The sequence below is a fragment of the Pseudomonas sp. NPDC089743 genome (assembly GCF_044748785.1).
Taxonomy (GTDB): Bacteria; Pseudomonadota; Gammaproteobacteria; order Pseudomonadales; family Pseudomonadaceae; genus Aquipseudomonas; species Aquipseudomonas putida_X.
Genome location: NZ_JBIVGS010000024.1, coordinates 1 through 21,237, shown reverse-complemented (window position 1 = coordinate 21,237; position 21,237 = coordinate 1). Strand labels below are relative to the sequence as shown.

General features: G+C 63.0%; 25 protein-coding genes. 14 read left to right on the top strand and 11 right to left on the bottom strand.

The window, feature by feature from the left end; translation table 11 throughout:
* Positions 1-122 precede the first annotated feature (122 nt).
* Positions 123-905 (top strand): helix-turn-helix domain-containing protein, encoded by a 783-nt coding sequence (locus ACIPZC_RS25135; RefSeq protein WP_400630194.1) that lies wholly within the window; start codon positions 123-125, stop codon positions 903-905.
* Here the strand turns inward: ACIPZC_RS25135 and ACIPZC_RS25130 are convergent.
* On the bottom strand, positions 893-1,780 hold the full coding sequence (locus tag ACIPZC_RS25130; protein WP_267818053.1) for a LysR family transcriptional regulator: 888 nt from the start codon (positions 1,778-1,780) through the stop codon (positions 893-895). The genes ACIPZC_RS25135 and ACIPZC_RS25130 overlap by 13 nt on opposite strands.
* A gap of 139 nt (positions 1,781-1,919) precedes the next feature.
* Here ACIPZC_RS25130 and moaB point away from each other — a divergent pair, with 139 nt between their 5' ends.
* Positions 1,920-2,459 (top strand): molybdenum cofactor biosynthesis protein B, encoded by a 540-nt coding sequence (gene moaB, locus ACIPZC_RS25125; RefSeq protein ID WP_400630192.1) that lies wholly within the window; start codon positions 1,920-1,922, stop codon positions 2,457-2,459.
* A gap of 22 nt (positions 2,460-2,481) precedes the next feature.
* Here the strand turns inward: moaB and ACIPZC_RS25120 are convergent, their stop codons facing one another.
* Together ACIPZC_RS25120 and moaA are read right to left on the bottom strand one after the other, a co-directional pair.
* Positions 2,482-3,381: a bestrophin family protein gene (locus ACIPZC_RS25120; protein WP_400630190.1), complete on the bottom strand. Its 900-nt coding sequence runs from the start codon at positions 3,379-3,381 to the stop codon at positions 2,482-2,484.
* A 20-nt stretch (positions 3,382-3,401) separates the two neighbouring features.
* Entirely contained in the window at positions 3,402-4,406 is a 1,005-nt protein-coding gene (gene moaA / locus ACIPZC_RS25115) for a GTP 3',8-cyclase MoaA (RefSeq protein WP_241806009.1), read from the bottom strand.
* 267 nt (positions 4,407-4,673) lie between these two features.
* Between moaA and ACIPZC_RS25110 the strand changes: the two genes are divergently transcribed.
* Positions 4,674-7,001, top strand: a complete 2,328-nt coding sequence (locus tag ACIPZC_RS25110; protein ID WP_400630188.1) for an FdhF/YdeP family oxidoreductase — start codon at positions 4,674-4,676, stop codon at positions 6,999-7,001.
* 23 nt (positions 7,002-7,024) lie between these two features.
* Here the strand turns inward: ACIPZC_RS25110 and ACIPZC_RS25105 are convergent, their stop codons facing one another.
* Positions 7,025-7,486, bottom strand: coding sequence for an Lrp/AsnC family transcriptional regulator (locus tag ACIPZC_RS25105; protein WP_241806011.1), 462 nt, complete (start codon positions 7,484-7,486; stop codon positions 7,025-7,027).
* A 123-nt stretch (positions 7,487-7,609) separates the two neighbouring features.
* Between ACIPZC_RS25105 and ACIPZC_RS25100 the strand changes: the two genes are divergently transcribed.
* The gene (locus tag ACIPZC_RS25100) at positions 7,610-8,794 is read left to right on the top strand and encodes a trans-sulfuration enzyme family protein (RefSeq protein ID WP_400630223.1); all 1,185 of its coding nucleotides are present in this window, start codon (positions 7,610-7,612) and stop codon (positions 8,792-8,794) included.
* Positions 8,795-8,862: 68 nt separating this feature from the next.
* On the opposite strand, the gene ACIPZC_RS25095 is transcribed toward ACIPZC_RS25100, so the two are convergent.
* Positions 8,863-9,099, bottom strand: a complete 237-nt coding sequence (locus tag ACIPZC_RS25095; RefSeq protein WP_267818042.1) for a YdcH family protein — start codon at positions 9,097-9,099, stop codon at positions 8,863-8,865.
* Between the two features lie 115 nt (positions 9,100-9,214).
* Between ACIPZC_RS25095 and ACIPZC_RS25090 the strand changes: the two genes are divergently transcribed.
* From ACIPZC_RS25090 to ACIPZC_RS25065, 6 genes are all read left to right on the top strand, one after another.
* Positions 9,215-9,580, top strand: a complete 366-nt coding sequence (locus ACIPZC_RS25090; RefSeq protein WP_400630185.1) for a 5-carboxymethyl-2-hydroxymuconate Delta-isomerase — start codon at positions 9,215-9,217, stop codon at positions 9,578-9,580.
* A gap of 103 nt (positions 9,581-9,683) precedes the next feature.
* Positions 9,684-10,817 (top strand): ribonuclease D, encoded by a 1,134-nt coding sequence (gene rnd, locus ACIPZC_RS25085; protein ID WP_400630183.1) that lies wholly within the window; start codon positions 9,684-9,686, stop codon positions 10,815-10,817.
* On the top strand, positions 10,814-11,107 hold the full coding sequence (locus ACIPZC_RS25080; RefSeq protein ID WP_241806015.1) for a YcgL domain-containing protein: 294 nt from the start codon (positions 10,814-10,816) through the stop codon (positions 11,105-11,107). Before rnd ends, ACIPZC_RS25080 begins: the two co-directional genes overlap by 4 nt.
* A 78-nt stretch (positions 11,108-11,185) precedes the next feature.
* Positions 11,186-12,118 carry a D-2-hydroxyacid dehydrogenase gene (locus ACIPZC_RS25075; protein ID WP_400630181.1) on the top strand — a complete coding sequence of 311 codons (933 nt, stop codon included), beginning with the start codon at positions 11,186-11,188 and terminating at the stop codon, positions 12,116-12,118.
* A 172-nt stretch (positions 12,119-12,290) separates the two neighbouring features.
* On the top strand, positions 12,291-12,740 hold the full coding sequence (locus tag ACIPZC_RS25070; RefSeq protein WP_241806017.1) for a YcgN family cysteine cluster protein: 450 nt from the start codon (positions 12,291-12,293) through the stop codon (positions 12,738-12,740).
* Positions 12,741-12,781: 41 nt separating this feature from the next.
* Complete coding sequence (locus ACIPZC_RS25065; RefSeq protein WP_400630179.1) at positions 12,782-13,990, top strand: hypothetical protein; 1,209 nt, start codon at positions 12,782-12,784, stop codon at positions 13,988-13,990.
* A 127-nt stretch (positions 13,991-14,117) separates the two neighbouring features.
* Here the strand turns inward: ACIPZC_RS25065 and ACIPZC_RS25060 are convergent, their stop codons facing one another.
* The 3 genes from ACIPZC_RS25060 to ACIPZC_RS25050 all read right to left on the bottom strand — a co-directional run bounded on the left by ACIPZC_RS25060 (position 14,118) and on the right by ACIPZC_RS25050 (position 15,479).
* Positions 14,118-14,459 (bottom strand): DUF2892 domain-containing protein, encoded by a 342-nt coding sequence (locus ACIPZC_RS25060; RefSeq protein WP_400630177.1) that lies wholly within the window; start codon positions 14,457-14,459, stop codon positions 14,118-14,120.
* A gap of 105 nt (positions 14,460-14,564) precedes the next feature.
* Positions 14,565-15,035 carry an RNA methyltransferase gene (locus ACIPZC_RS25055; RefSeq protein WP_039602101.1) on the bottom strand — a complete coding sequence of 157 codons (471 nt, stop codon included), beginning with the start codon at positions 15,033-15,035 and terminating at the stop codon, positions 14,565-14,567.
* A 72-nt stretch (positions 15,036-15,107) separates the two neighbouring features.
* Complete coding sequence (locus ACIPZC_RS25050; RefSeq protein WP_012315716.1) at positions 15,108-15,479, bottom strand: YajD family HNH nuclease; 372 nt, start codon at positions 15,477-15,479, stop codon at positions 15,108-15,110.
* 131 nt (positions 15,480-15,610) lie between these two features.
* On the opposite strand from ACIPZC_RS25050, the gene ACIPZC_RS25045 reads away from it, so the two are divergent.
* Entirely contained in the window at positions 15,611-15,889 is a 279-nt protein-coding gene (locus tag ACIPZC_RS25045) for a hypothetical protein (RefSeq protein ID WP_400630175.1), read from the top strand.
* Here the strand turns inward: ACIPZC_RS25045 and ACIPZC_RS25040 are convergent.
* Positions 15,886-16,353, bottom strand: a complete 468-nt coding sequence (locus ACIPZC_RS25040; protein WP_241806021.1) for a cyclic nucleotide-binding domain-containing protein — start codon at positions 16,351-16,353, stop codon at positions 15,886-15,888. The genes ACIPZC_RS25045 and ACIPZC_RS25040 overlap by 4 nt on opposite strands.
* 112 nt (positions 16,354-16,465) lie before the next feature.
* Positions 16,466-18,508, bottom strand: coding sequence for a S9 family peptidase (locus ACIPZC_RS25035; protein ID WP_400630173.1), 2,043 nt, complete (start codon positions 18,506-18,508; stop codon positions 16,466-16,468).
* An 84-nt stretch (positions 18,509-18,592) separates the two neighbouring features.
* Here ACIPZC_RS25035 and ACIPZC_RS25030 point away from each other — a divergent pair, with 84 nt between their 5' ends.
* The 3 genes from ACIPZC_RS25030 to ACIPZC_RS25020 are packed head-to-tail and all read left to right on the top strand — an operon-like array spanning position 18,593 to position 20,406.
* A complete protein-coding gene (locus ACIPZC_RS25030) occupies positions 18,593-19,087 on the top strand; it encodes an MFS transporter (protein ID WP_400630171.1) in 495 nt (164 codons plus the stop codon).
* 14 nt (positions 19,088-19,101) lie between these two features.
* Positions 19,102-19,875: a class II glutamine amidotransferase gene (locus ACIPZC_RS25025; RefSeq protein ID WP_241806024.1), complete on the top strand. Its 774-nt coding sequence runs from the start codon at positions 19,102-19,104 to the stop codon at positions 19,873-19,875.
* A 9-nt stretch (positions 19,876-19,884) separates the two neighbouring features.
* On the top strand, positions 19,885-20,406 hold the full coding sequence (locus ACIPZC_RS25020; protein WP_400630169.1) for a DUF2937 family protein: 522 nt from the start codon (positions 19,885-19,887) through the stop codon (positions 20,404-20,406).
* Positions 20,407-20,469: 63 nt separating this feature from the next.
* On the opposite strand, the gene ACIPZC_RS25015 is transcribed toward ACIPZC_RS25020, so the two are convergent.
* On the bottom strand, positions 20,470-20,901 hold the full coding sequence (locus ACIPZC_RS25015) for an NTF2 fold immunity protein (RefSeq protein WP_400630167.1): 432 nt from the start codon (positions 20,899-20,901) through the stop codon (positions 20,470-20,472).
* Between the last annotated feature and the right edge of the window lie 336 nt (positions 20,902-21,237).

Below are 21,237 nucleotides of genomic sequence, written 5' to 3'. Positions count from 1 at the left end.
GCACAATTGCAGAAAAGGCTGGCGCGCCGTTCGCCAGGCTCGATAGGCTGGAGGGCCTGTTGTTCAAGGGCTTGAGAGTTTTGCCGGCGATGGCGCCGGTGCCCCTACCAGAGAGTTGAACGATGGCCGACGCCACACTGGCAGCCCTGTACCAGAACCTCGACCAGCATCGCCCCGCTAGCCTGCAGGACCTGCTCGCGGGGGTCTCCTTGCTGCTGCCGATCCTCGATGCCATCCCCAATGCCGCGATCTTCATCAAGGATCCGGATGCCCGCTATGTGCTGGCCAACAACACCCTGGTCCAGCGCTGCGGCCTCAAGCGCCTGCAGCCACTGTTGGGCAAGACCAGCGCCGAAGTCTTCCCGGCGCAACTGGGGCCGGGCTATACCGAGCAGGACCGCCGCGTGCTCAAGGATGGGCTGGTACTGGAAGACCAGCTTGAGTTGCACCTGTACGGCAGCCGTGAACCAGGCTGGTGCCTGACCCACAAGCGACCGCTGTACAACCGGGCGGGCGAGATCCTCGGCTTGGTCGGCATTTCGGTCGACCTGCAATCAGCCGCCGACAGCCACCCCGCCTATCAACGCCTGGCCGCGGTGGACGAGCACATTCGTAAGCACTTTCACCAGCCGATCAGCATGGGCGAGCTCACCCGCATCGCCGGTATTTCCGTGGCCCAGCTGGAGCGCTACTGCAAGCGGGTGTTCCACCTCACGCCCCGGCAAATGATTCACAAGGCGCGGCTGGAACATGCTCATCGGCTACTGCACAGCGACTTGCCGATCACCGAAGTGGCGCTGCAGTGCGGCTACACCGACCACAGCGCTTTCAGCCGGCAGTTCAAGCAACTCACCGGTTTCACCCCGCGCCAGTACCGCCAGGCGACTGCGGCTCAGGAGGGTTGAAACAGGGTGCGGGCCTCGTCAAAGCACTGTTCGGCAATGGCCGAGCGCGGCTCGCTACGGCGCAGCAGCAGGCCGACGGGGCTGTGGATGCTGGCGTCGGTGATCGGGACGATGCGCATGTGCTCGCTCAGGTCTTCCAACCCGCAATCGAGCGGCATGATTGCGCAGCACACCCCGGTGTTGATGGCTTGGACCAACTGGAAGCTCGAGTCGCTTTCCAGCACGGCATTGGGTTCCAGGCTGCGGCTGCGAAAGCTCAGGTCGAGCGACTGACGGTAGTGCATCCCCTTGCTCAGCAGGCCCAGAGGGATTTCGCCCAGGTCCTCCCAGCGCAAGGTGTCGGCCTCGAACTGGAAATGCCGGGTATCGTGCAGCAGGCCCATGGTGGTGGTGCCCAGTTCGATCACCTCGAAGAAGTTGGCGTTGACCTGGTCCAGATAGCAGATCCCCAAATCGAGCTGGTTGCGGCTCAGGCCATCCATGATCTGTTCGGTGCTGTGGGAGCTGAGCTGAAACTGCAGCTCCGGGTATTTTTCGCGCAGCGGCAGCAGCAACTGCATGGGGTTGAAGCTGGCCAGCGGCACGGTGCCCAAGCGCAGGCTACCAACCACTTGGCCACGGCAACTGGCCGCCTCGGCCTGCAGGCCATCATGCGCGGCGAGCAGGGTGCGGGCCCAGGCCAGGATGCGCTCGCCGGCTTCGGTGAAGCCCTCGAAGCGTTGGCCGCGCTTGACCAGCACCAGGTCCAGTTCGTCCTCCAGGTTGCGCAGGCGCATGGACAGGGTCGGCTGGGTGATATGGCACAGCGCCGCGGCCTGGCCGAAGTGGCGGGTCTGGTCGAGGGCGATGAGAAACTTGAGCTGCTTGATATCCATGGGAGTGCCTGGGGCCTTGGTGTGCTGACCTTAACCAAGTCAGCGATAGATGTCATTGATCGGGCGGTACGGCATATCGATTGGACGCGCTCTGGTCATGCCTCTAGCGTAACGAGCCTGCCATACAAGGAGCTTCACTGTGCGTGTTCAACCCGATGCGGTCTTCGTTCCGCTCAATATCGCCGTCCTGACGGTCAGCGACACCCGCACCTACGAAAACGACACCTCCGGTGAGCTGCTCGCCAGCCGCCCGGTGCAGGTCGGCCATCGCCTGGTGGCGCGCGCGCTGCTCAAGGACGACCTGTACAAGGTCCGCGCCCAGGTGGCCACCTGGATTGCCGATGACCAGGTGCAGGTGGTGCTGATCACCGGCGGCACCGGCTTCACCGGCCGGGACAGCACACCCGAAGCGGTGGAGTGCCTGTTCGATCGGCGTATCGACGGTTTCGGCGAGCTGTTCCGGGCGTTGTCGATTCTCGATGTCGGTAGCTCGACCTTGCAGAGCCGCGCCTCGGCCGGGATGGCCAATGGCACCCTGGTGTGTTGCCTGCCAGGTTCTACCGGTGCCTGCCGCACGGCGTGGGAAGGCATCCTGGCAGAGCAGCTGGATGCGCGGCACCAGCCTTGTAATTTTGTGAAGCACCTCAAGCCCATCGCGCCCTGCACAACGCGCGGTTGAACAGCCCCGGCGCTAGGGCCAGTCAGCTCAGCACATGCTCCACTGGCTGCAACGCCGGTGGCAGCGGCTCCACGCCCAAGGCCCCCAGCACATCCCGCTCGACCGTGCGCACCATGGCATCGGTCGGCAGGTCGTTCTCGTCTCGCCCGAACGGGTCCTCCAGTTCATTGCCGATGGCATCCAGCCCGAAGAAGGTGTACCCCACGATGGTGGTGAACAGCGGCGCCAGCCAGCCCAGCGGCTCGGCCAGGGCGAACGGCAGCAGCAGGCAGAAGATGTAGATGGTGCGGTGCAGCAGCAGGGTATAGGGGAAGGGCAGCGGTGTGCCCTTGATCCGCTCGCAGGTGGCCTGCACCTCCGACAGCCCGACCAGGCGTTGCTCCAACAGGCTGTAGCGCCATTCACTGATGTGCTGCTGCTCGGCCAGGCGTGAGCAGTGGGCGCCAACCTCCTGCAAGATACCGTCGCAGACATTGTGCGCGCGGATCGCAGCAGGGTTGGCCAGCCACGGCCGGGCGGCGGCCACTTCATCCTCATTGCGCAACCGGGCATTGAGCGCATGGGCAAAGCCGCACAGGCTGCGCAGCAACTCGGCGCGCAGCTTTTCATCGGTGATCACCCCGCTTTCACGTACGAACGAGCGGGCCTCGATGATCATCTTCCCCCAGGCCTTGCGCCCCTCCCACCAACGGTCGTAACAGGCGTTGTTGCGAAAGCTCATGAAGATCGACAGCGACAGGCCAAGCAACGTGAAGGGCGTAGCGCTGACGGGGTAGAAAAACGCCGGGAAGTGGCGTTCGACCAGCACGATCAGGGCGGCGAGCAAGGTGACCGTCAGGCAGCGCAAGGCAATGCGCTTGACGATCGAACCCTTGAGGGTGAACAGCACGCGCAACACGTCGGGGCGAGAGTGGACGATCATGGCGATCCAGAGACGGCGGGTCAGCCGCCGGTCATGTTCATGAAGCGCAGGATCTGCACATCGCCACCGACCTCGAAATGATGGCGGTAGGGCTTGAGGTGCAGCGAATCGCGGATGGCTTTTTCCAGCCGCTCGGCATCACCCGGGTGCGCACGCAGCACCTGTTTGAGGTCCATCGAGTGTTCATTGCCCAGGCACAACAACAGCCGGCCTTCCACGGTCAGGCGCACACGGTTGCAGGTGGCGCAGAAGTTGTGGCTGTGCGGCGAGATGAAGCCGACACGGGTGCTCGGCGCTTCTGCCAGGCGCCAGTAGCGCGCCGGGCCCTGGGATGACTCGGTCGATTCGATCAGGGTGAAATGTTCGGCCAGCCGCGCGCGTACTTCGTCGCTGGAGCAGAACGACTCGCCGCGTTCGTGCTCGCTGATCACGCCCAGCGGCATTTCTTCGATGAAGGTGATGTCCAGTTCGCGGTCGATGGCAAAGCGCACCAGGTCGACCAGCTCATCGTCGTTACGCCCCTTGAGCACCACGCAATTGAGTTTGATGCGCTGAAACCCCGCGCGGCGGGCCGCGTCGATGCCGGCGATCACCTGGGCCAGGTCGCCGGTGCGGGTCAGTTGCTTGAAACGTTCTGCATCGAGGCTGTCGAGGCTGATGTTCAGGCGTGACAGGCCTGCGTCGAACAGCGGCTGGGCCAGGCGCGGGAGCTGCGAGCCGTTGCTGGTCATGCACAGCTCTCGCAGGCCGGGCAGGGCGGCAATGCGCCCGCACAGGTCGACGATGCCCTGGCGTACCAGCGGTTCGCCACCGGTAAGGCGGATCTTGCGAGTGCCTAAGGCGACGAAACGTTCGGCAACCTGGAACAGTTCCTCAAGGCTGAGGATCTGCTGGCGCGGCAGGAACTGCATGTCTTCGGCCATGCAATAGACACAACGGAAGTCGCAGCGGTCCGTGACCGACATCCGCAGGTAGTCGATTTTCCGGTTGAAGCCGTCGATCAGGGCCCGGCTGTTCTGTTCCACGTTCGCGCTCGGCAAGGGAGGGGGACTGGTTCCACGCTATAACCTGCGGTGTTCGCCGTCAAATTGCTTTGCCCGACCGTTTGATCAATCTCATCTATCACGGCCCACCGCGGTGCATGGCGCCAAGTGCACCCCATCATCGAAACGGCCTATCACCCCGTAAGACATTTCGATTGGACGGCCCCCCGACTGTCTCCATAGGCTGGAAAAAAGCAGCGGACGACACGATCCGTTGCACTATTCGATGCCCGCGTGAGGATTGACCGCATGAGCCAGGACGAACATATCAGGGACTACAAGGGGCCTGCCGCCGGCTGGGGCGCGCTCAAGAGCGTGACCAAGAGCTGGCTGGGCAGTGACAACGCCTTCAAGAACCTGCGGGCCATGCTCAAGACCAACCAGAACGGCGGGTTCGACTGCCCCGGCTGCGCCTGGGGCGAGTCGCCGGAAAGCGACATGGTCAAGTTCTGCGAAAACGGCGCCAAGGCGGTCAACTGGGAAGCGACCGGTCGCTCGGTCGACCCGGCCTTCTTCGCCAAATACAGCGTAAGCGCGCTGAAGGACCAGACCGACTACTGGCTCGAATACCAAGGCCGCCTCACGCACCCGATGCGTTACGACGCTGCCACCGATCACTATGTGCAAACCACTTGGGAAGAGGCCTTTGCCTTGATCGCCCGGCACTTGCAGGCGCTGGAATCGCCCGATGAGGCTGAGTTCTACACCTCCGGCCGGGCCAGCAACGAAGCGGCATTCCTCTACCAGTTGTTCGTCCGCGCCTACGGCACCAACAACTTCCCCGACTGCTCGAACATGTGCCACGAGGCCAGTGGCGTGGGCATGTCGGAAACCCTCGGCGTAGGCAAGGGCACGGTCGTGTTCCATGACCTGGAGCTGGCCGACGCGATCTTCGTCATTGGCCAGAACCCCGGTACCAACCACCCGCGCATGCTCGAACCGCTGCGTGAAGCGGTCAAGCGCGGCGCCCAGGTGGTGTGTTTCAACCCGCTCAAAGAGCGGGGCCTGGAGCGCTTCCAGCACCCGCAGCACCCGTTCGAAATGCTCAGCAATGGCTCCGAACCGACCAATACCGCCTACTTCCGCCCAGCCCTGGGCGGCGACATGGCGGCCATGCGCGGCATTGCCAAGTACCTGCTGCAATGGGAGCGCGAAGCCCAGGCCAAGGGGGAGCCAGCGGTATTCGACCATGGCTTCATCGCCGCGCACACCAGCGGTGTGGACGCCTACCTGGCGGCGGTGGATGCCACCTCGTGGGACCATATCGTCGAGCAGTCCGGCCTGACCCTGGCCGAGATCGAGCTGGCGGCGCGCATGTACCGCAAGGCCGAGCGGGTGATCATGTGCTGGGCGATGGGCGTCACCCAGCACCGTCACTCGGTGCCTACCGTGCAGGAAATCGTCAACCTGCAGCTGTTGCGCGGCAACGTCGGCAAGCCCGGCGCGGGCCTTTCGCCAGTGCGTGGCCACAGCAACGTGCAAGGCGACCGCACCATGGGGATCGACGAGAAACCCAAGGCGGCGTTGCTCGATGCCTTGGAAAAACGCTTCCAGTTCCGCGTACCTCGCGCCCATGGACATAACGCAGTGCTGGCAATCCAGGCCATGGAGCAACAGCGCGCCAAGGTGTTCATCGCGCTGGGTGGCAACTTCGCCCAGGCGACGCCGGACACGCCCCGCACCCACGCGGCCCTGCGCAACTGTGCGCTGACGGTGCAGATATCCACCAAGCTCAACCGTTCGCACCTGGTCACTGGCCGCGATGCGCTGATCCTGCCCTGCCTGGGGCGCACCGAGATCGACATGCAGGCCGGCGGGCCGCAGGGCGTGACCGTGGAAGACACCTTCAGCATGGTGCATATCTCCCATGGCCAGCTGCGCCCGCGTTCACCCCACATGCGGTCCGAACCCTGGATCATCGCCGGCATGGCCAAGGCCACGCTGGGCAACCAGCCCATCGATTGGGAGTACGCGGTGGCCGACTATGGCCGTATTCGCAGCATGATCGCCGATGTCATTCCCGGTTTCGCCAACTTCAACGAGCGGCTGCAGCATCCAGGTGGTTTCCACCTGGGCAACAGTGCTGCCGAGCGCAACTGGCGCACGGCAACCGGCAAGGCGCGCTTCAGTGCCAGCCCGTTGCCCGAGCATCTGGTCAACGCCCAGGTGCTCGCCCGTGGCGACAAGCCGGACCTCATCCTGCAGACGATGCGCTCGCACGACCAGTACAACACCACGCTGTATGGGCTGGACGATCGTTACCGGGGCGTGTTTGGCCTGCGGGAAGTGGTGTTCGTCAGCGAGGCCGACATCCGCCGCCTGGGCTTCGAGCCGGGTGAGCATGTCGATCTGGTGTCGCTGTGGGAGGACGGTGTCGAACGCCGGGTGTCGGGGTTCCGCCTGGTGCCCTACGACATCCCCGATGGGCAGGCGGCGGCCTACTACCCGGAGACCAACCCGCTGGTGCCGCTGGAAAGTTACGGCGAAGGCACCTATACGCCGACCTCCAAATTCATTGCGATTCGGCTCGAGAAGGCCAAGGCGGGGAACCGGATCGAAGCGGTGGCGGCGCAGTGAAGGGGGGCTGAGGCTGGCACCGATCAGGGCCTGTGGACCGGGTAAGCCGTGGTGTATTTCATCTGTTCCATGGCAAAGCTGGACGTGATGTTGGAGAGCCCATCGGTGCTGGTGATCAGCTTTTTATAGAACCGGTCGTAGGCAGCGATATCGCCCACCACTACCCGCAGCATGTAATCCCAGTCCCCGGACATGCGATAGAACTCCATCACCTCCTCGAAGCCTTTCACCGTCTCGGCGAATTGCTCCAACCAGGCACTGTCGTGGCGCTGGGTCTTGAGCTGGACGAACACCGTCAGGCCCAGGCCCAGGCGTTCGGGGTCCAGGAGGGCGACGCGGCCGAGGATATAGCCATCCTCTTCCAGGCGCTTGACCCGCTTCCAGCAGGGGGTGGTGGACAGGTTGACGGCTTCGGCCAAATCCTTGAGCGAGAGCGACGCGTCGCGCTGGAGCAGGGTGAGGATGTGCTGGTCGAAACTGTCCATGGAAACCCGCTGGCGGTCAGTAAAATATTCCCCAGATTACCCCAACGATAGAAAAAATACCCGCCACCACGGGCGTTGTGGCGGCAGGTGATTGTGCGATAGTTGCGCACTTACATCTGCCAAATGGGCCTGACCATGTCCGACAAGCCGCGCAATTTCGCCACCCGTACCATTCACGCCGGTGAGCAGTTCAGTGTCGCCGACAACGCGATCTTCCCGCCTATCTACACCGCCAGCTCGTATATCAAGCGCAGCCTCGATGACAACCCGGAATACGCCTACAGCCGGGTGGGCAACCCGACCCGGCATGCCTATGAAAGTTGTGTCGCGGCACTTGAAGAGGGTGTGGGCGCGGTGGCGTGTGCCTCCGGTGTAAACGCCACCGCCACGGTGCTCGAGCTGCTCCCCAAGGACGCTCATGTGGTGGTGATGAACGGTGTGTACGGCGGCACCTTCCGCATTCTTGAAGACTACCGAGCACGCACCTCGGGCCTTACCACCACCTATGTCGACCTCAACGATGTGACGGCCGTAGCGGCGGCGATCAAACCCGAAACCCAGCTGATCTGGATCGAGTCGCCGACCAACCCATTGCTGCACCTGGTCGACATCAAGGCGGTCTGCGACCTGGCTCGGGCGCGGGGTATTCTCACCTGCATCGACAACACCTTCTGCTCGCCGTGGAACCAGCGGCCGATCACCCTGGGTGTGGACCTGGTGATGCATTCGGCCAGCAAATACATTGGCGGCCACTCCGACCTGACCGGCGGCGTGGTGGTGGCTGCCAACGATGACTTGCTGGGGCGCTTGCGCAAGATCAGCATGGCCGTGGGGGCGATCCAGGGCCCGTTCGACTGTTACCTGGCCTTGCGCGGCCTGAAAACCCTCGACGTGCGCATGGAGCGTCAGTGTGCCAATGCCCTGCAGGTGGCACGCTTCCTGGAAAGCCATCCGCAGATCGAGCAGGTGTATTACCCGGGGCTGGAAAGCCACCCGCAGCACGCACTGTGCAAGCGCCAGATGCGCGCTGGCGGAGCGGTGGTGGCAATGAAGGTCAGGAACGGTGATCGGGCGGCGCTCAATCGCCTGGTGGAGGCCTTGCAGATATTTGTCCTGGCCGACTCGTTGGGGGGTGTGGAGAGCATGATCAACCACTCCTGGAGCATGTCGCACAATTCACTGAGCCCGGAGCAGAAGGGGCTGATGGGCATCAGTGAGAGCGTGTTGCGGCTGTCGATCGGGATCGAGGATTACCGGGACCTGATCGAAGACCTGGACCGGGCCTTGAACGCATCGGCTGGCATGTAACGGTTGCAGGCCCTGTCGCCAGCGAGCCGGCTTGCCGGCGACAGGGCGGTTGATTCAGCAGAAAGCCATCAGGATTTCGGCGGATGGATGATTCGCTCGATCTTGTCCTTGATCAGCAGGCGCTCCTTGCGCAGGCGGTTGACGGCATCGTCGTTGGTGCCATTGCCTTCGGCGGCCACCACCTCCTTGTCTTTGGCGTTGTATTCCTTGTGCAGGGCATGCAGCGTCGGGTCCTTGTCTATCCGTGCCTGGAATGCATCGGCGGTAACGTGCAAGTCAGCGAGCAGATCATGCGGAACTGGCATTTCTTCACCTCTGTCAGGGTTGTCAGTAAGGTCCTGACCTTTGAGGATAGCCGCCTTTGCGCGGCTAGGGGACTGGGGTAGGCTGTCGCTTCTCCCAACGCCTGGAACCTGTGCCATGCCTCACCTGAACCTGGAATACAGCGACAACCTGCGCGAGCTCAATGTCGAGGTACTGCTGCTGCGCCTGAATCACGCCCTGGTCGGCAGCGGCCAGTTCGCCGATGAGGCAGACATCAAAAGCCGGGCCCAGGCGTTCGCCCATTACCGGGTGGGCACTGCGCCAGCCGAGCGGGCGTTCGCCCATGTGCGCCTGGCCATCCTCAGCGGGCGCCCGGCGGAGGTAAAGAAACAATTGTCCGCCAGCTTGCTGGAGGTACTGCATGAGGCCATACCGGCGCAGGCTGGCCTAGACCTGCAATTGTGTGTGGAAGTGCTGGATATCGACCGCGAGCCTTACGCCAAGCATCGCTTGCCAGGCTGACCGGCAGCGCGAGCTACCCGGCGGCCGGCGCGGATGTCAGTCAGGTTTCACCCGCAGTGCCCGCGCCGTATATACTGCGCGCCAATGTTTGTGGGAGAGCCTCGTGGCCATCGAAATACACTGGATCCGTGACGACCAGACCCTGGCCGAACTCTGCCAGAGGTGGCGCACACTGCCCTTCGTGGCGCTCGACACCGAATTCATGCGGGTCGACACCTTTTATCCGAAAGCTGGCCTGATCCAGATCGGTGACGGCGAGCGCGCTTTTCTCATCGACCCGTTGCTGATCGGCAACTGGCAGCCTTTGGCCGACCTGCTGGAAGACAGCGGTGTGGTCAAGGTGCTGCACGCCTGCAGCGAAGATCTCGAAGTGCTGCTGCGCCTGACCGGCAAGCTGCCGCAGCCACTGTTCGACACGCAGTTGGCCGCAGGCTACCTGAACCTGGGCTTCTCCATGGGCTATTCGCGCCTGGTTCAGGAAGTGCTGGGCCTTGAACTGCCCAAGGGTGAGACCCGCTCGGACTGGCTGCAGCGCCCGCTGTCGGACACCCAGATCAGCTACGCAGCCGAAGATGCGGTGCACCTGGCCGAACTGTTTGCCGCCCTGCGCCCACGTCTGTCGGACGACAAGTACGCGTGGGTGCTGGAAGACGGTGCCGAACTGGTCGCGGCCTTGCGCCGCGAGGTCGAGCCCGAAACCCTGTACCGCGATGTGAAGCTGGCCTGGAAGCTGGGCCGCCAGCAACTGGCGGTGCTGCGTGAACTGTGCGCCTGGCGCGAGCGTGAAGCACGCAGCCGCGATGTGCCACGCAACCGCATTCTCAAGGAGCACTCGCTGTGGCCGATGGCCAAGAACCAGCCGGACAACCTGTCGGCCCTGGCCAAGATCGACGACATGCATCCGCGCACCATCCGCCAGGATGGCGCCTGCCTGGTCGAGCTGATCAAACGTGCCGCCAGCCTGCCGCCTGAGCAATGGCCGGCGACGCTGCCCGAACCGCTTCCGATCGAAGCGGCCGGCGTCCTCAAGCGCCTGCGCGCCATCGGCCAGGCCGAAGGCGAGCGTCTGGGCATTGCCCCGGAGTTGATGCTGCGCAAAAAGGCCCTGGAAGCCTTGCTCAAGAGCGGCTACCCCAATGGCCCCTATCAACTGCCCGATTCGCTGCGCGGCTGGCGCCGTGAGCGGATGGGCCAGGCCCTGCTGGACGAACTGGCGGGCGCCGGAGAAACCCGATGAAACGTATCTGCTCGATCTACAAGAGCCCGCGCAAGAACGAAATGTACCTCTACGTACTCAAGGCCGAGGGCCTGGAGCGCGTGCCCGAGGCGCTGCTGCCGTTCTTCGGCACGCCCGTACATGCCTTCGACCTGGTGCTGAGCCCCGAGCGCAAGCTCGCCCGTGAGGACATCGCCAAGGTGCTGGACAATCTTGATAACCAGGGTTACCACCTGCAGATGCCACCGGCCGAGGACGAGTACATCGAACATTTGCCGGAAGAGCTTCTGCGCCGTAACGACCCGGTCTGATCCGGCCACGATCCCTCCACACCCTCAGGTGGCCCGCATGCCGGGCCGCCTTCGTTGTCTGCCAAGGTTGTCACTTTGATGCGCGTTCTGATCGCTGAGCAGGATCATGCCAATTATGCCCGGCTGCTGGCTGGCGCGGCCCCGGACCTGGAAATCCTGACCAGCGGCGATTCCGCCGAGCTGGCCTTGCAGGCACCCCAGTGTGCGGTCTGGCTGGGCCAGCCAGACTTGCTGGCAAGCCTGCTGCGCCAAGGCCACAAGCCGGCCTGGATGCAATCGACCTGGGCCGGCATCACGCCCTTGCTGGCCGATGGCCTGCCGCGTGATTACCGCCTGACCCGTGCGATCGGCATCTTTGGCCAAGTGATGGCCGAGTACATGCTCACCTACATGCTGGGGCACGAGCGCGAAGTGCTGTCTCGCCTGGTGAGCCAGGTAGAGCGCCGGTGGGACGACCGCCCGGGGGGGACGCTCGAAGGGCGCAAGGTGCTGATCGTGGGCACCGGTGATATCGGCCAGCGTGTAGCCGAATGCCTCTTGCCGTTTGGCGTGACCCTGTATGGCATCGCCAGCACGCCCCGCGAGCAGGCGCCGTTCGTCGAGGTCGCCGGGTTGGCTGATTTGCCGCGGATGGTCGGGCAGGCCGATTACGTGCTCAACCTGTTGCCGGATACGCCGGCAACCCATGATCTTTATGATGCCGCACTGTTCAAGTGTTTCCAGCCCAGCGCGCTGTTCATCAATGCCGGGCGTGGTGTGGCGGTGGTCGATGCCGACCTGGTCCAGGCGCTGAAGCAGGGCGATCTGGCGGGCGCGGTGATCGATGTGTGCCGGCAGGAGCCGTTGCCGCAGCGTCACCCGTTCTGGACCGCGTGGGGGTTGTTGCTGACCGGGCACAGCTCGGCACCGACTTCGCCAGCGGCGATGGTACGGTTGTTTGTCGAGAACGTGCGGCACTACCAGGCAGGGCAAGGTTTGCGTGGCGAAGTGGATTTCGCGCGGGGCTATTGAACTGCAGCCATAGGGCACTGACAGGCGGTCTGGCATTGCCCAAGGCCAGGCTCTAGACTGGCGCCGCCATGGCGCCACGCTCAAAACCACAGAACAAAGCCGTATGCGCCGCAATTTGCCTGGAGCCTCCAGCGTGAAGCTTGGCGCAGGCCCAATGCAGGAAACCCGTGTGATGATCGCTGAAAGCGCGCCGTTCTGGCGGCGCAAGACCCTCGAACAACTCGACCCGCAAGAGTGGGAATCGTTGTGTGACGGCTGTGGCCTTTGCTGCCTGCAAAAGCTTGAGGACGAGGACGACAACAGCGTCTATTACACCCGTATCGCCTGCAAGCTGCTGGACATGAACACCTGCCAGTGCAGCGATTACCCCAACCGTTTCGCCCAGGTGCCCGATTGTATTCAGCTCACCCCGGGCAAGGCTGACCAGTTCAAGTGGCTGCCGAGCACCTGCGGGTATCGCCTGGTCAGCGAGGGCAAGGACCTGCCGGCCTGGCACCACCTGGTCTGTGGCGACCGCACCCAGGTGCATGAACAGCGCATTTCCCAGTCCGGGCGTATGCTCAGGGAGCAGGATGTGGACGAAGACGACTGGGAAGACCACCTGATTTTTCGCGCCAGCTGAGCGGCACCCTCCGTCGCCTCTGGGGAACAAGGAGTTTCTGTATGCGTTGCCAGCTGTTGCTCCTGCTGGGCCTTATGGCCTGCTCGCCGGCCTGGGCGAAGAAAGTCGACCTCGACTATCAGGTGCGGCTGCTGCCTGCCAATGGCCAGGCCGAAGTGCGCCTGACCCTGGCAGACGGCAGTGCCGTGCGTAGCCTGGACTTCGACCTGGGCAAGCAGGGGGCGTACAGCGGCTTCCAGGCGGACGGCCAGTGGCAGGTGCAGGGGGAGCGCGGCGTGTGGCACCCGGCGGCGGGCAAGACCAGCCTCAGCTACCGGGTCAAGCTGGACCAGAAGGTGCGCAGCGGCGCCTATTCCTCACGCATCACGCCCCACTGGGCGTTGTTCCTGGGTGACCAGTTGGTGCCACCGGCACGCCTCGACCAGCAAGACGGCACCGAACTGGTGGCGCGCCTGTCGGTCGACCTGCCTGAGGGCTGGAAAAGCATCGAAACCTCCTGGCCGCGTATCGGCAAGGACAAGTTCCGTATCGACAACGTGTCGCGCCTGTTCGATCGCCCGACTGGCTGGATGCTGGCCGGCGACCTTGGCAGCCGACGTGCGCGCCTGGGCGAGACTGACGTGACGGTGGCGGCACCGGTAGGGCAGGGCATGCGCCGCATGGACAGTCTTACCCTGTTGACCTTCGTCTGGCCGCACCTGCAGGCCGTATTCCCCCGCGACCCGGCAAAGTTGCTGCTGGTGGGGGCACGCGATGGCATGTGGCGCGGAGCAATGTCAGCGCGGGGCTCGCTGTACCTGCACAGCGCGCGGCCCATGGTCAGTGAGAGCGGTAACAGCCCGTTGCTGCGTGAACTGGTGCAGCTGTTTGCGCAGATCCGTGTGAGTGCTGACAGCGACTGGCTGGGCCAAAGCCTCAGCGATTATTACGCCAACGAGTTGCTGCGCCGGGCGGGGGGTGTGAGCGATGACCGCTACCAGGTGTGGCAGGCGCGTTTGCAGAAGCAGGGTGCCAAGGTCAGCCAGCTGCGTGGTGAGCGGGCAAGCCCGGCCCAGGTTGCCCGTGGGGTGTTGCTGCTGCAGGCGCTGGACAAGGAAATACGCATCCACACCCAGGCCAAGCGCTCGCTGGATGATGTGACGCAGGCGCTGATGCGCTTGCCGAAGGTGAGCACCGAGGAATTCGTGCAGATCAGTGAGAACGTGCTGGGGCGCCGATCCGAAGTGTTGCAGAGCAAGGCGTTGCGTTAGCGCCAGGCTGGCTCAGCCGGCCCTGTCGCCGGCAAGCCTGCGTCCACTTCTGCCACACCGTTTCAACGGTCAGGGCAGTGCGGGTGGGTGCAGGCTTGCCGGCGACAGGGCCCGTACAAGCCGCTGATCAACTACCCATGAGCGGGTCTTTCCCCGTTACCGTCACCCCCTCCGTCGCCGCCTCGGCACTGCGTTTGAGCGCCTCCAGCTCGGTCGCACTGCGTTCGATGTCCGAGCGCAAACGGTGATATTCCTGTCGATGCTTCTGCCACCAGGCCTTGGTCGAGCAATGCCCACTGACCCCGCGCGCCACCGCAATGCCACCGACCACCATCTGCAGTAGCCCGACCAGCCCGCCGTGGCGCATACCCTTGGTGAACATCAGCGCACCCCCGGCCAGTGAACCGACCCGCTCCAGGCCCTGTACGTTATGGTCCGGTGACGCCGTAGTGGAATGAATATCGAGCATGGCAAGCCCTCCATCTGAAGTGTAAGCAGCTGACCAGAGGCTTGCTGCACACGTTCAGTCGGTTTGCCAGGTGGTCACATGTGCCCAAGCCGGCAGGGCGCTGCGCTATTTGAACTTGGGCCCCGAGCGGGTATTGAGGCCCTTTGCCAAACGGTCGTACAACACCACGTTCACCGTCGCGGCCAGGTTCATGCAGCCTTCGGTGGGGATATAGATGGTTTCTTCGCACCACGCGCGCACGTTCGCATCGAGGCTGCCGTCTTCCGGCCCGAAGATGTAGATGGCGCGATCAGGGTGGGTGTATTCAGGCAAGGGCCGAGCACCTTCCACCAACTCCACTGCAACGGGTGTGCAACCCAGCGGGATGATGCGCTGCAGGTCGTCGATGCCGATCAACGGAATATCGTAGTGCACGCGCTTGGTGTCAGTGACGAAGTCGCGGGCGCGCTCGTAGCGCTTGCCGGTGTAGAACACCGAGTTCACGCCGTAGCAACCCGCTGCGCGCATCACCGAGCCTACGTTCTCTGCAGATTTTGGGTTGAACAGGCCGATGCAACTGTACCGTTTGTTAGCCACGTGCCGGGGCCCTTCGCAAAAAAAGCGCGATTATACGGGCTCGCCGGCGGCAGCGGGGGGCTCTGTCGACAGTCAGTCTTTCTTCAGCAAGCCAGCCAGCCCGGCGAACGGGTTGTGCGTGGCCTTGGCAATGCTCGGGGTGCTGGTGGAGCCTTCGCTGAAGTACTGCTGGTCGGTATAGCGCGAATGCTCGTTGTCGTGGCAGTACAGGCACAGCAGCTCCCAGTTGGAGCCGTCCTGGGGGTTATTGTCGTGGTTGTGGTCCCGGTGATGAACGGTCAGCTCGCTCAGACGCTTGCCGGCGAACTCACGGGCGCAACGGCCGCACACGTGCGGGTACATTCTCAAGGCTTTGTCGCGGTAGCCCATCTCTTTGTCGCGCTTGGCGTCGGCGAGGATACGGTCGAGGCGGGCGGTGGCGGCGGACGTGGATGCCGAACTCATGGTGTTTCCTTTGTTCTGATCAGGCAGGTAACGGTTATGCCAATGAGTCTAGCGCGCTTGCAGGGCAAGCGGACAGGCGAAAACGCGTATTAAGGCGTAGCCTGTAGAAATGTTCAGACAGGAGGTTGCTGATGTTTCGTGCGATCCTCGCCGCGCTGCTTTTAGCCGGCCTGCCCTGGGTGCAGGCCGCCGGCACGCCGCCACGTATCACCACACCGGTGCCGGGAGCACCTGGCACAGCAACGCCCACACCGTACCCTCAGATTACCCCCAGCACTGCCCCCAAGGCCTATGACAGGCAGCCCGGCGCGCCGCTGTTGCCGCCCATTCCGCTGCCAGGGCCGCCGAAGGATCAGCCACTGCCTGGGTTGCGCACCGAACCTGACAAGCCGGCTGCGAAGGATAATTAAAGCGCCAGGCGCTGCCCGTCCTGCATCCGTAGGCGTTTCGACAAGGCTACGGCCAATGCGCGGATGATCCGCGCGGCGATGCGTGGGGCTTCGTTGAGCATCTTTTCCAGCGAATCCTTGCCCAAGGTCAGCAGCAGGCAGTCGCTGGCAGCCATGCAACTGGCCGAGCGGCGCTCGCCGTCGAGCACGGCCATTTCGCCGAAAGCGCGGCCACTGCGCAGCGTGGCGATCTCCACTTGGGCACCGTGGGCGTCGGTCTTGCGCACTGAAACCACCCCCCGGTGCAGGATGCACATGAAGGTGCCGGCATCGCCTTCGTTGAAGATGGTTTCGCCTTCGACCAGGGTGGCGAGGCTGAAGTAGCCTGCGGCGGTATGGAAGTCACCGGGCTGCAAGGTATCGAACAGGTCGCAGTCCATGAGCATGTCGCGGATTTCGGCGCTGAGATGGGTCTGGTCGGGCATGTGTCGTTCTTCTTGGCGGGTGTTGTCCGAAAGTTCTGAGGCCGCCCTGATCGTCGGCTTGCCGGCAATCAGGGCCATTGGCCCTCGAAGCTATGACAACGAAAAGCGCGTTTTAAACCACGCCCAGCTCATTGAAGACGAACGCATACTCCAGTGCCACGTCTCGCAACCCCTGGTAGCGCCCGCTCATACCGCCGTGGCCGGCTCCCATCTCGGTCTTGAGCAGCAGCAGGTTGCTGTCGGTCTTGAGTGTACGCAGGCGCGCCACCCACTTGGCTGCCTCCCAATACTGCACGCGGCTGTCGTTATAGCCAGCGACCACCAGCATGGCCGGGTAGGCCTGGGCGCTGACATTCTCGTAGGGCGCGTAGGCCTTGATCCGCTCGTACACCTGTGGCTCTTGCGGGTTGCCCCATTCGTCGTACTCGGTGACGGTCAATGGCAGGTCGGGGTCGAGCATGGTGTTGAGCACGTCGACGAACGGCACTTCGGCGATGGCGCAGCGGAACAGCTCCGGGCGCAGGTTGAGCACGGCACCGATCAGCAGGCCACCGGCGCTGCCGCCACTGATGGCCAGGCGGTCGGAGGCTGTCACGCCCTGGGCGATCAGGTGCTCGGCGCACGCGATGAAGTCGCTGAAGCTGTTGGGCTTGTGCTCCTGCTTGCCGGCGCGATACCAGGCTTCACCCAGCTCGCCGCCACCGCGCACATGGGCGATGGCAAAGGCCACACCGCGTTGCAGCAGGCTCAGGCGGGCATGCGAGAACCACGGGTCGAGGCTCTCACCGTAGGCACCGTAACCGTACAGGTACAGAGGTACCGTCTTGCCCTGGTCTTGTTTGCGGCGTACCAGGCTGATCGGCACCTGGGTGCCATCGGCGGCGGTGGCCCACAGGCGTTCGCTGACGTAGTCATCGGCATCGAAATCGCCCAGCACCGGGGTTTGCTTGAGCACCGCCTGCGCGCCCGTGGCCAGGTCCAGCTGACGCACCTGGGCCGGGCGGTTGAGCGCCTCGTAGCGCAGGCGGATGCGCGTGCTGGCGAACTCCAGGCTGTCCTGCACGTACAGGCTATAGGCCGCGTCAGGCAGTTCGACGCGGTAGGCCGGCGTGCCTTGAGGGCGCACTTCGATGATCGGCAGCCCGCCTTCACGCAGGCTCAAGGTGAGGGCGCTGGCGTTGAGGCTCAGGCCTTCGAGCATGACCTCGTCGCGGTGTGGTACCAGCACCTGCCATTGCTCACGGGTGGGCACTTGGTCTGCCGCTGCCTGGTACAGGGCGAAGTTGATACCGTCCTGATTGCTGCGGATGAACCATCGCCACTGGCCATCGAGCTGGCCGTGGTCGGGGAAGTACTCGTGGCCCTCGGCGCGCGGTGCCAGGCAGGTGAATGCCGCCCGCGGCGTTTCAGCGTCCAGCACCCAGGCCTCGCTGGTGGTCTTGCTGTTGAGCAGCAAAACCAGCTGGCGCTCGGAGCTGGCGCGGTAACAGTGCAGGAAAAAACGCCCGTCCGACTCTTCGAATACGGTCTGCGCGCCGGTTTCGCCCAGCGTGTGACGGCGCAGCCGCCACGGGCGGTGGGTATCGTCCAGTTCGGCGAAGAACAGCGTCTGGCTGTCATTGGCCCAGGTCAGGCTGCCGTCGCAGTCGTCGAAGGGCAGGGCGGTCAGGTTGCCGCTGGCCAGGTCCTTGACGTACAGGGTGTAGACTTCGTCGCCGCTGGTGTCGAGGCTGTAGGCCAGCAGGCGGTGATCGGGGCTGACGCTGAAGCCGCCAAGGGCCAGAAAGCCGCCGTTGGCCAGGGCGTTGGGGTCGAGCAGCAGCTGTTCCTGGCTTTCGTCCACTGTGTTGCCGTCATCGGCAGGCCGTGGGCAGCGATAGTGGCGCGGGTACTCATCGCCCGCTGTGGTGCGGGTGTAATACAGGTACGGGCCCCAGGGGGAGGGCAATGACAGGTCAGTTTCCAGGATACGGCCCTTGATCTCTTCGAACAGCTGTTCGCGCAGGGGCGCCTGGTCGGCCAGGCAGGCTTGCTGGTAGGCGTTTTCGGCCTGCAGGTACTCAAGCACCTCAGGGGTGTCGCGCTGTTGCAACCAGGCGTAAGGGTCGGCGGCCTGGTCTTGGCGGGCGATGGGGGGCTGGAGCGCGTTGGGCATCGGGGATCTCTTGGCTGGGGGGGGCGCCTGCGCCCGGAAAAGTGTTTATCATAGGCAACTCTTTGCCTGGCTTGCACGATCACCATGACCGAGAACGACTATACCCTCGCCTGGGGCCTTTACGCTGTTGCTGCCCTGGGTTGTCTCTGGGTGGGTTTCAAACTCACTGGCTGGATGTGGCGCTGGCTGCGCGAGCCGCTGCGGGTGATCCTCGCGGTCCTGTTATTGACCCCGACCGTCGTTGACCCCGGTAAGGATGCCATGGCCCCGGCCATCGCCATCACTGCCCTGGACGTTGCCTTCAAGGTGGGCAACAACGCCTGGCGCGCGGTATCGGATTTTGCCATGTACGGCCTGATCGCCTTTGGCCTGTACCTGGCCTTCGTGCTGCTGCGCTGGCCGCTGGAAAAGCGTGCCCGCGAGCGTCGCGAGCAGCAGGAGGCCGCGGCCAAGCGCCTGGCTGCCGAGGACGACCAAGTGGGCGTCGGGGCACCGCTGGCCGCCGAACGCGGTGACCGTTACCGTAATGACCCACCGCCTGCCGCGGCTTCTGGTGGCCGGGTCGAGCCACGTCTGTAAGTGGAGGCAGCACCATGTGCGAACTGCTGGGCATGAGCGCCAACGTTCCCACCGACATCGTCTTCAGCTTCACCGGCCTGATGCAGCGTGGCGGCCGCACCGGCCCGCACCGTGACGGTTGGGGCATCGGCTTCTACGAAGGTCGCGGCCTGCGACTGTTCCAGGACCCGGCAGCGAGCAGCGAGTCGGAAGTCGCCAACCTGGTGCAGCGTTATCCGATCAAGAGCGAAGTGGTCATCGGCCATATCCGCCAGGCCAATGTGGGCCAGGTGTGCCTGTCCAATACGCACCCGTTCGTGCGCGAAATGTGGGGCCGTAACTGGTGCTTCGCCCACAACGGCCAGCTAGGGGCGTTCCAGGGTGAGGCAACCTTCTACCGGCCAGTGGGTGACACCGACAGCGAAGCCGCCTTTTGCGACTTGCTCAACCGCATCCGTGCCGCTTTCCCTGAGCCGGTCGCGGTGGAACAGCTGCTGCCGGTGTTGGTCGAAGCCTGTGCCGAGTACCGCGGCAAGGGCGTGTTCAACTGCCTGCTCAGCAATGGTGACTGGCTGTTCTGTTTCTGTTCGACCAAGCTGGTACACATTACCCGTCGCGCCCCCTTTGGCGCGGCGCGGTTGAAGGATGTCGACCTGATCGTCGACTTTCACACCCAAACCACCCCCAATGACGTGGTCACGGTGATTGCTACCGAGGCCTTGACCGAGAACGAGACCTGGCGGCGCTACGAACCGGGCCAATGGGGCCTGTGGCGGCACGGAGAGTGCGTTACGCAAGGCCAGAGCTAAGGACGCTGCATGTTCAGAAGTTACCTGCGGTTGCTGCTGTTCACCTTCGGCCTGCTGGCCGGTATCCAGGTGCCTGGGCTGGTCAAGGACTACAGCCAGCGGGTCGAGGCGCACCTGTTCGAATCGCGCCAGGCACTCGATGGCTTCAAACAGACCGCCGAACGTTTCTTCAAGGGCGATCTGCAGGCGCTGGTGCGGCATTACCGCAGCAGTGACGATGTGGTGTTCAACAGCGATGCCAACAGCATCGAAAGCCTGCTGATCCGCAACCAGATGCTCGAGAACGAATGGCAGGCCTTGCAAGGCTCCTGGGTCAGCCGCACCTGGCATGTGCTGGTGCAGCCTGATCCGCAGATGCGCGACGAGACGCTCAAGGGGTACAGCTATCAGATTTTGCTGGTGCCGGAGGCGATTGGCTGGGGCGTGGGGGCAGGGTTTGTGCTGGCGTTTGTCGTCGAAAGCCTGTTGCTGGGAATTGGCTGGGTGATTCTCGGTGGGCGGCGCAAGGCGGTTAAAGAGAGTTGGCGTTGATCCATAGCACTTCCAGATTTACATCAAAAACTAACATGCTGATAAGTACATTAAATTGCCCTTTTACAACGAAGCACGGCGCCACTTATCATCATAAGTCAAAATTTCTTTCTTTTTAATTTTCCAATCTTCGCCTTTACGCACCAGATAAATTCTAGAGCAAGTCTCAGCTCCCTTGACTTGCTGAACTTGAACAACGATTTCATCTGTATTTTTACTTACCACTTCGAATTTATCAGACTCAGGATCATAAGTTGCCGGCCTTACACACCCTAAATCTATGAGCCGGCCGTAATTTGATTTATCTTTAATTGCATATTCATCGAGAATATTTTCCAGCTTCTTAGTGTACTCACGATTCAATTCAGAGTTTTCCACTCCTTGACTAACAAGCTCCTTCCGTCGCTCAAAAAAATCCACCTCCCAGAAATTCATTTTTTGCAAAAACTTAGCGAATTCAGCCGGCATATCTTCGATATTGATCTTATTGGTCATAATTAGTTCCAAAAAATACCACGATAACTAGCCAATTATATGACCTGCATCAGCATCTGGATGTCCCATCATTCGAGCCCAAGCCCTTGATGTCCCATTAGTGGCTGCCCCCCCTTTTTCACATCATTCAATGTGAGAGTAGCTATTGCCTTCAAGGGTTGCCCTGCGGGCCCTCGCACGACATTTGTATTGACACACCTTCACTCAGGCGAATCGCTTTGTCGTACTCGTAACGAATGAACGTAAGTGCTCCATGAACCCCACATTCAAAGCGCTTACCTGATGCCCGATGCTGTGCTCCCGATTTCCTTCTGGAGCCAGCCCTGCATGATGCGC

What these genes read in the sequence shown, in the direction of transcription:
- ACIPZC_RS25135 (WP_400630194.1), top strand. Translation starts at nt 123, where the DNA reads ATGGCCGACGCCACACTGGCAGCCCTGTACCAGAACCTCGACCAGCAT.
- ACIPZC_RS25130 (WP_267818053.1), bottom strand. Translation starts at nt 1,780, where the DNA reads ATGGATATCAAGCAGCTCAAGTTTCTCATCGCCCTCGACCAGACCCGC.
- ACIPZC_RS25120 (WP_400630190.1), bottom strand. Translation starts at nt 3,381, where the DNA reads ATGATCGTCCACTCTCGCCCCGACGTGTTGCGCGTGCTGTTCACCCTC.
- ACIPZC_RS25110 (WP_400630188.1), top strand. Translation starts at nt 4,674, where the DNA reads ATGAGCCAGGACGAACATATCAGGGACTACAAGGGGCCTGCCGCCGGC.
- ACIPZC_RS25105 (WP_241806011.1), bottom strand. Translation starts at nt 7,486, where the DNA reads ATGGACAGTTTCGACCAGCACATCCTCACCCTGCTCCAGCGCGACGCG.
- ACIPZC_RS25100 (WP_400630223.1), top strand. Translation starts at nt 7,610, where the DNA reads ATGGGCCTGACCATGTCCGACAAGCCGCGCAATTTCGCCACCCGTACC.
- ACIPZC_RS25095 (WP_267818042.1), bottom strand. Translation starts at nt 9,099, where the DNA reads ATGCCAGTTCCGCATGATCTGCTCGCTGACTTGCACGTTACCGCCGAT.
- ACIPZC_RS25090 (WP_400630185.1), top strand. Translation starts at nt 9,215, where the DNA reads ATGCCTCACCTGAACCTGGAATACAGCGACAACCTGCGCGAGCTCAAT.
- ACIPZC_RS25080 (WP_241806015.1), top strand. Translation starts at nt 10,814, where the DNA reads ATGAAACGTATCTGCTCGATCTACAAGAGCCCGCGCAAGAACGAAATG.
- ACIPZC_RS25075 (WP_400630181.1), top strand. Translation starts at nt 11,186, where the DNA reads ATGCGCGTTCTGATCGCTGAGCAGGATCATGCCAATTATGCCCGGCTG.
- ACIPZC_RS25070 (WP_241806017.1), top strand. Translation starts at nt 12,291, where the DNA reads ATGATCGCTGAAAGCGCGCCGTTCTGGCGGCGCAAGACCCTCGAACAA.
- ACIPZC_RS25065 (WP_400630179.1), top strand. Translation starts at nt 12,782, where the DNA reads ATGCGTTGCCAGCTGTTGCTCCTGCTGGGCCTTATGGCCTGCTCGCCG.
- ACIPZC_RS25060 (WP_400630177.1), bottom strand. Translation starts at nt 14,459, where the DNA reads ATGCTCGATATTCATTCCACTACGGCGTCACCGGACCATAACGTACAG.
- ACIPZC_RS25050 (WP_012315716.1), bottom strand. Translation starts at nt 15,479, where the DNA reads ATGAGTTCGGCATCCACGTCCGCCGCCACCGCCCGCCTCGACCGTATC.
- ACIPZC_RS25045 (WP_400630175.1), top strand. Translation starts at nt 15,611, where the DNA reads ATGTTTCGTGCGATCCTCGCCGCGCTGCTTTTAGCCGGCCTGCCCTGG.
- ACIPZC_RS25040 (WP_241806021.1), bottom strand. Translation starts at nt 16,353, where the DNA reads ATGCCCGACCAGACCCATCTCAGCGCCGAAATCCGCGACATGCTCATG.
- ACIPZC_RS25035 (WP_400630173.1), bottom strand. Translation starts at nt 18,508, where the DNA reads ATGCCCAACGCGCTCCAGCCCCCCATCGCCCGCCAAGACCAGGCCGCC.
- ACIPZC_RS25030 (WP_400630171.1), top strand. Translation starts at nt 18,593, where the DNA reads ATGACCGAGAACGACTATACCCTCGCCTGGGGCCTTTACGCTGTTGCT.
- ACIPZC_RS25025 (WP_241806024.1), top strand. Translation starts at nt 19,102, where the DNA reads ATGTGCGAACTGCTGGGCATGAGCGCCAACGTTCCCACCGACATCGTC.
- ACIPZC_RS25020 (WP_400630169.1), top strand. Translation starts at nt 19,885, where the DNA reads ATGTTCAGAAGTTACCTGCGGTTGCTGCTGTTCACCTTCGGCCTGCTG.
- ACIPZC_RS25015 (WP_400630167.1), bottom strand. Translation starts at nt 20,901, where the DNA reads ATGACCAATAAGATCAATATCGAAGATATGCCGGCTGAATTCGCTAAG.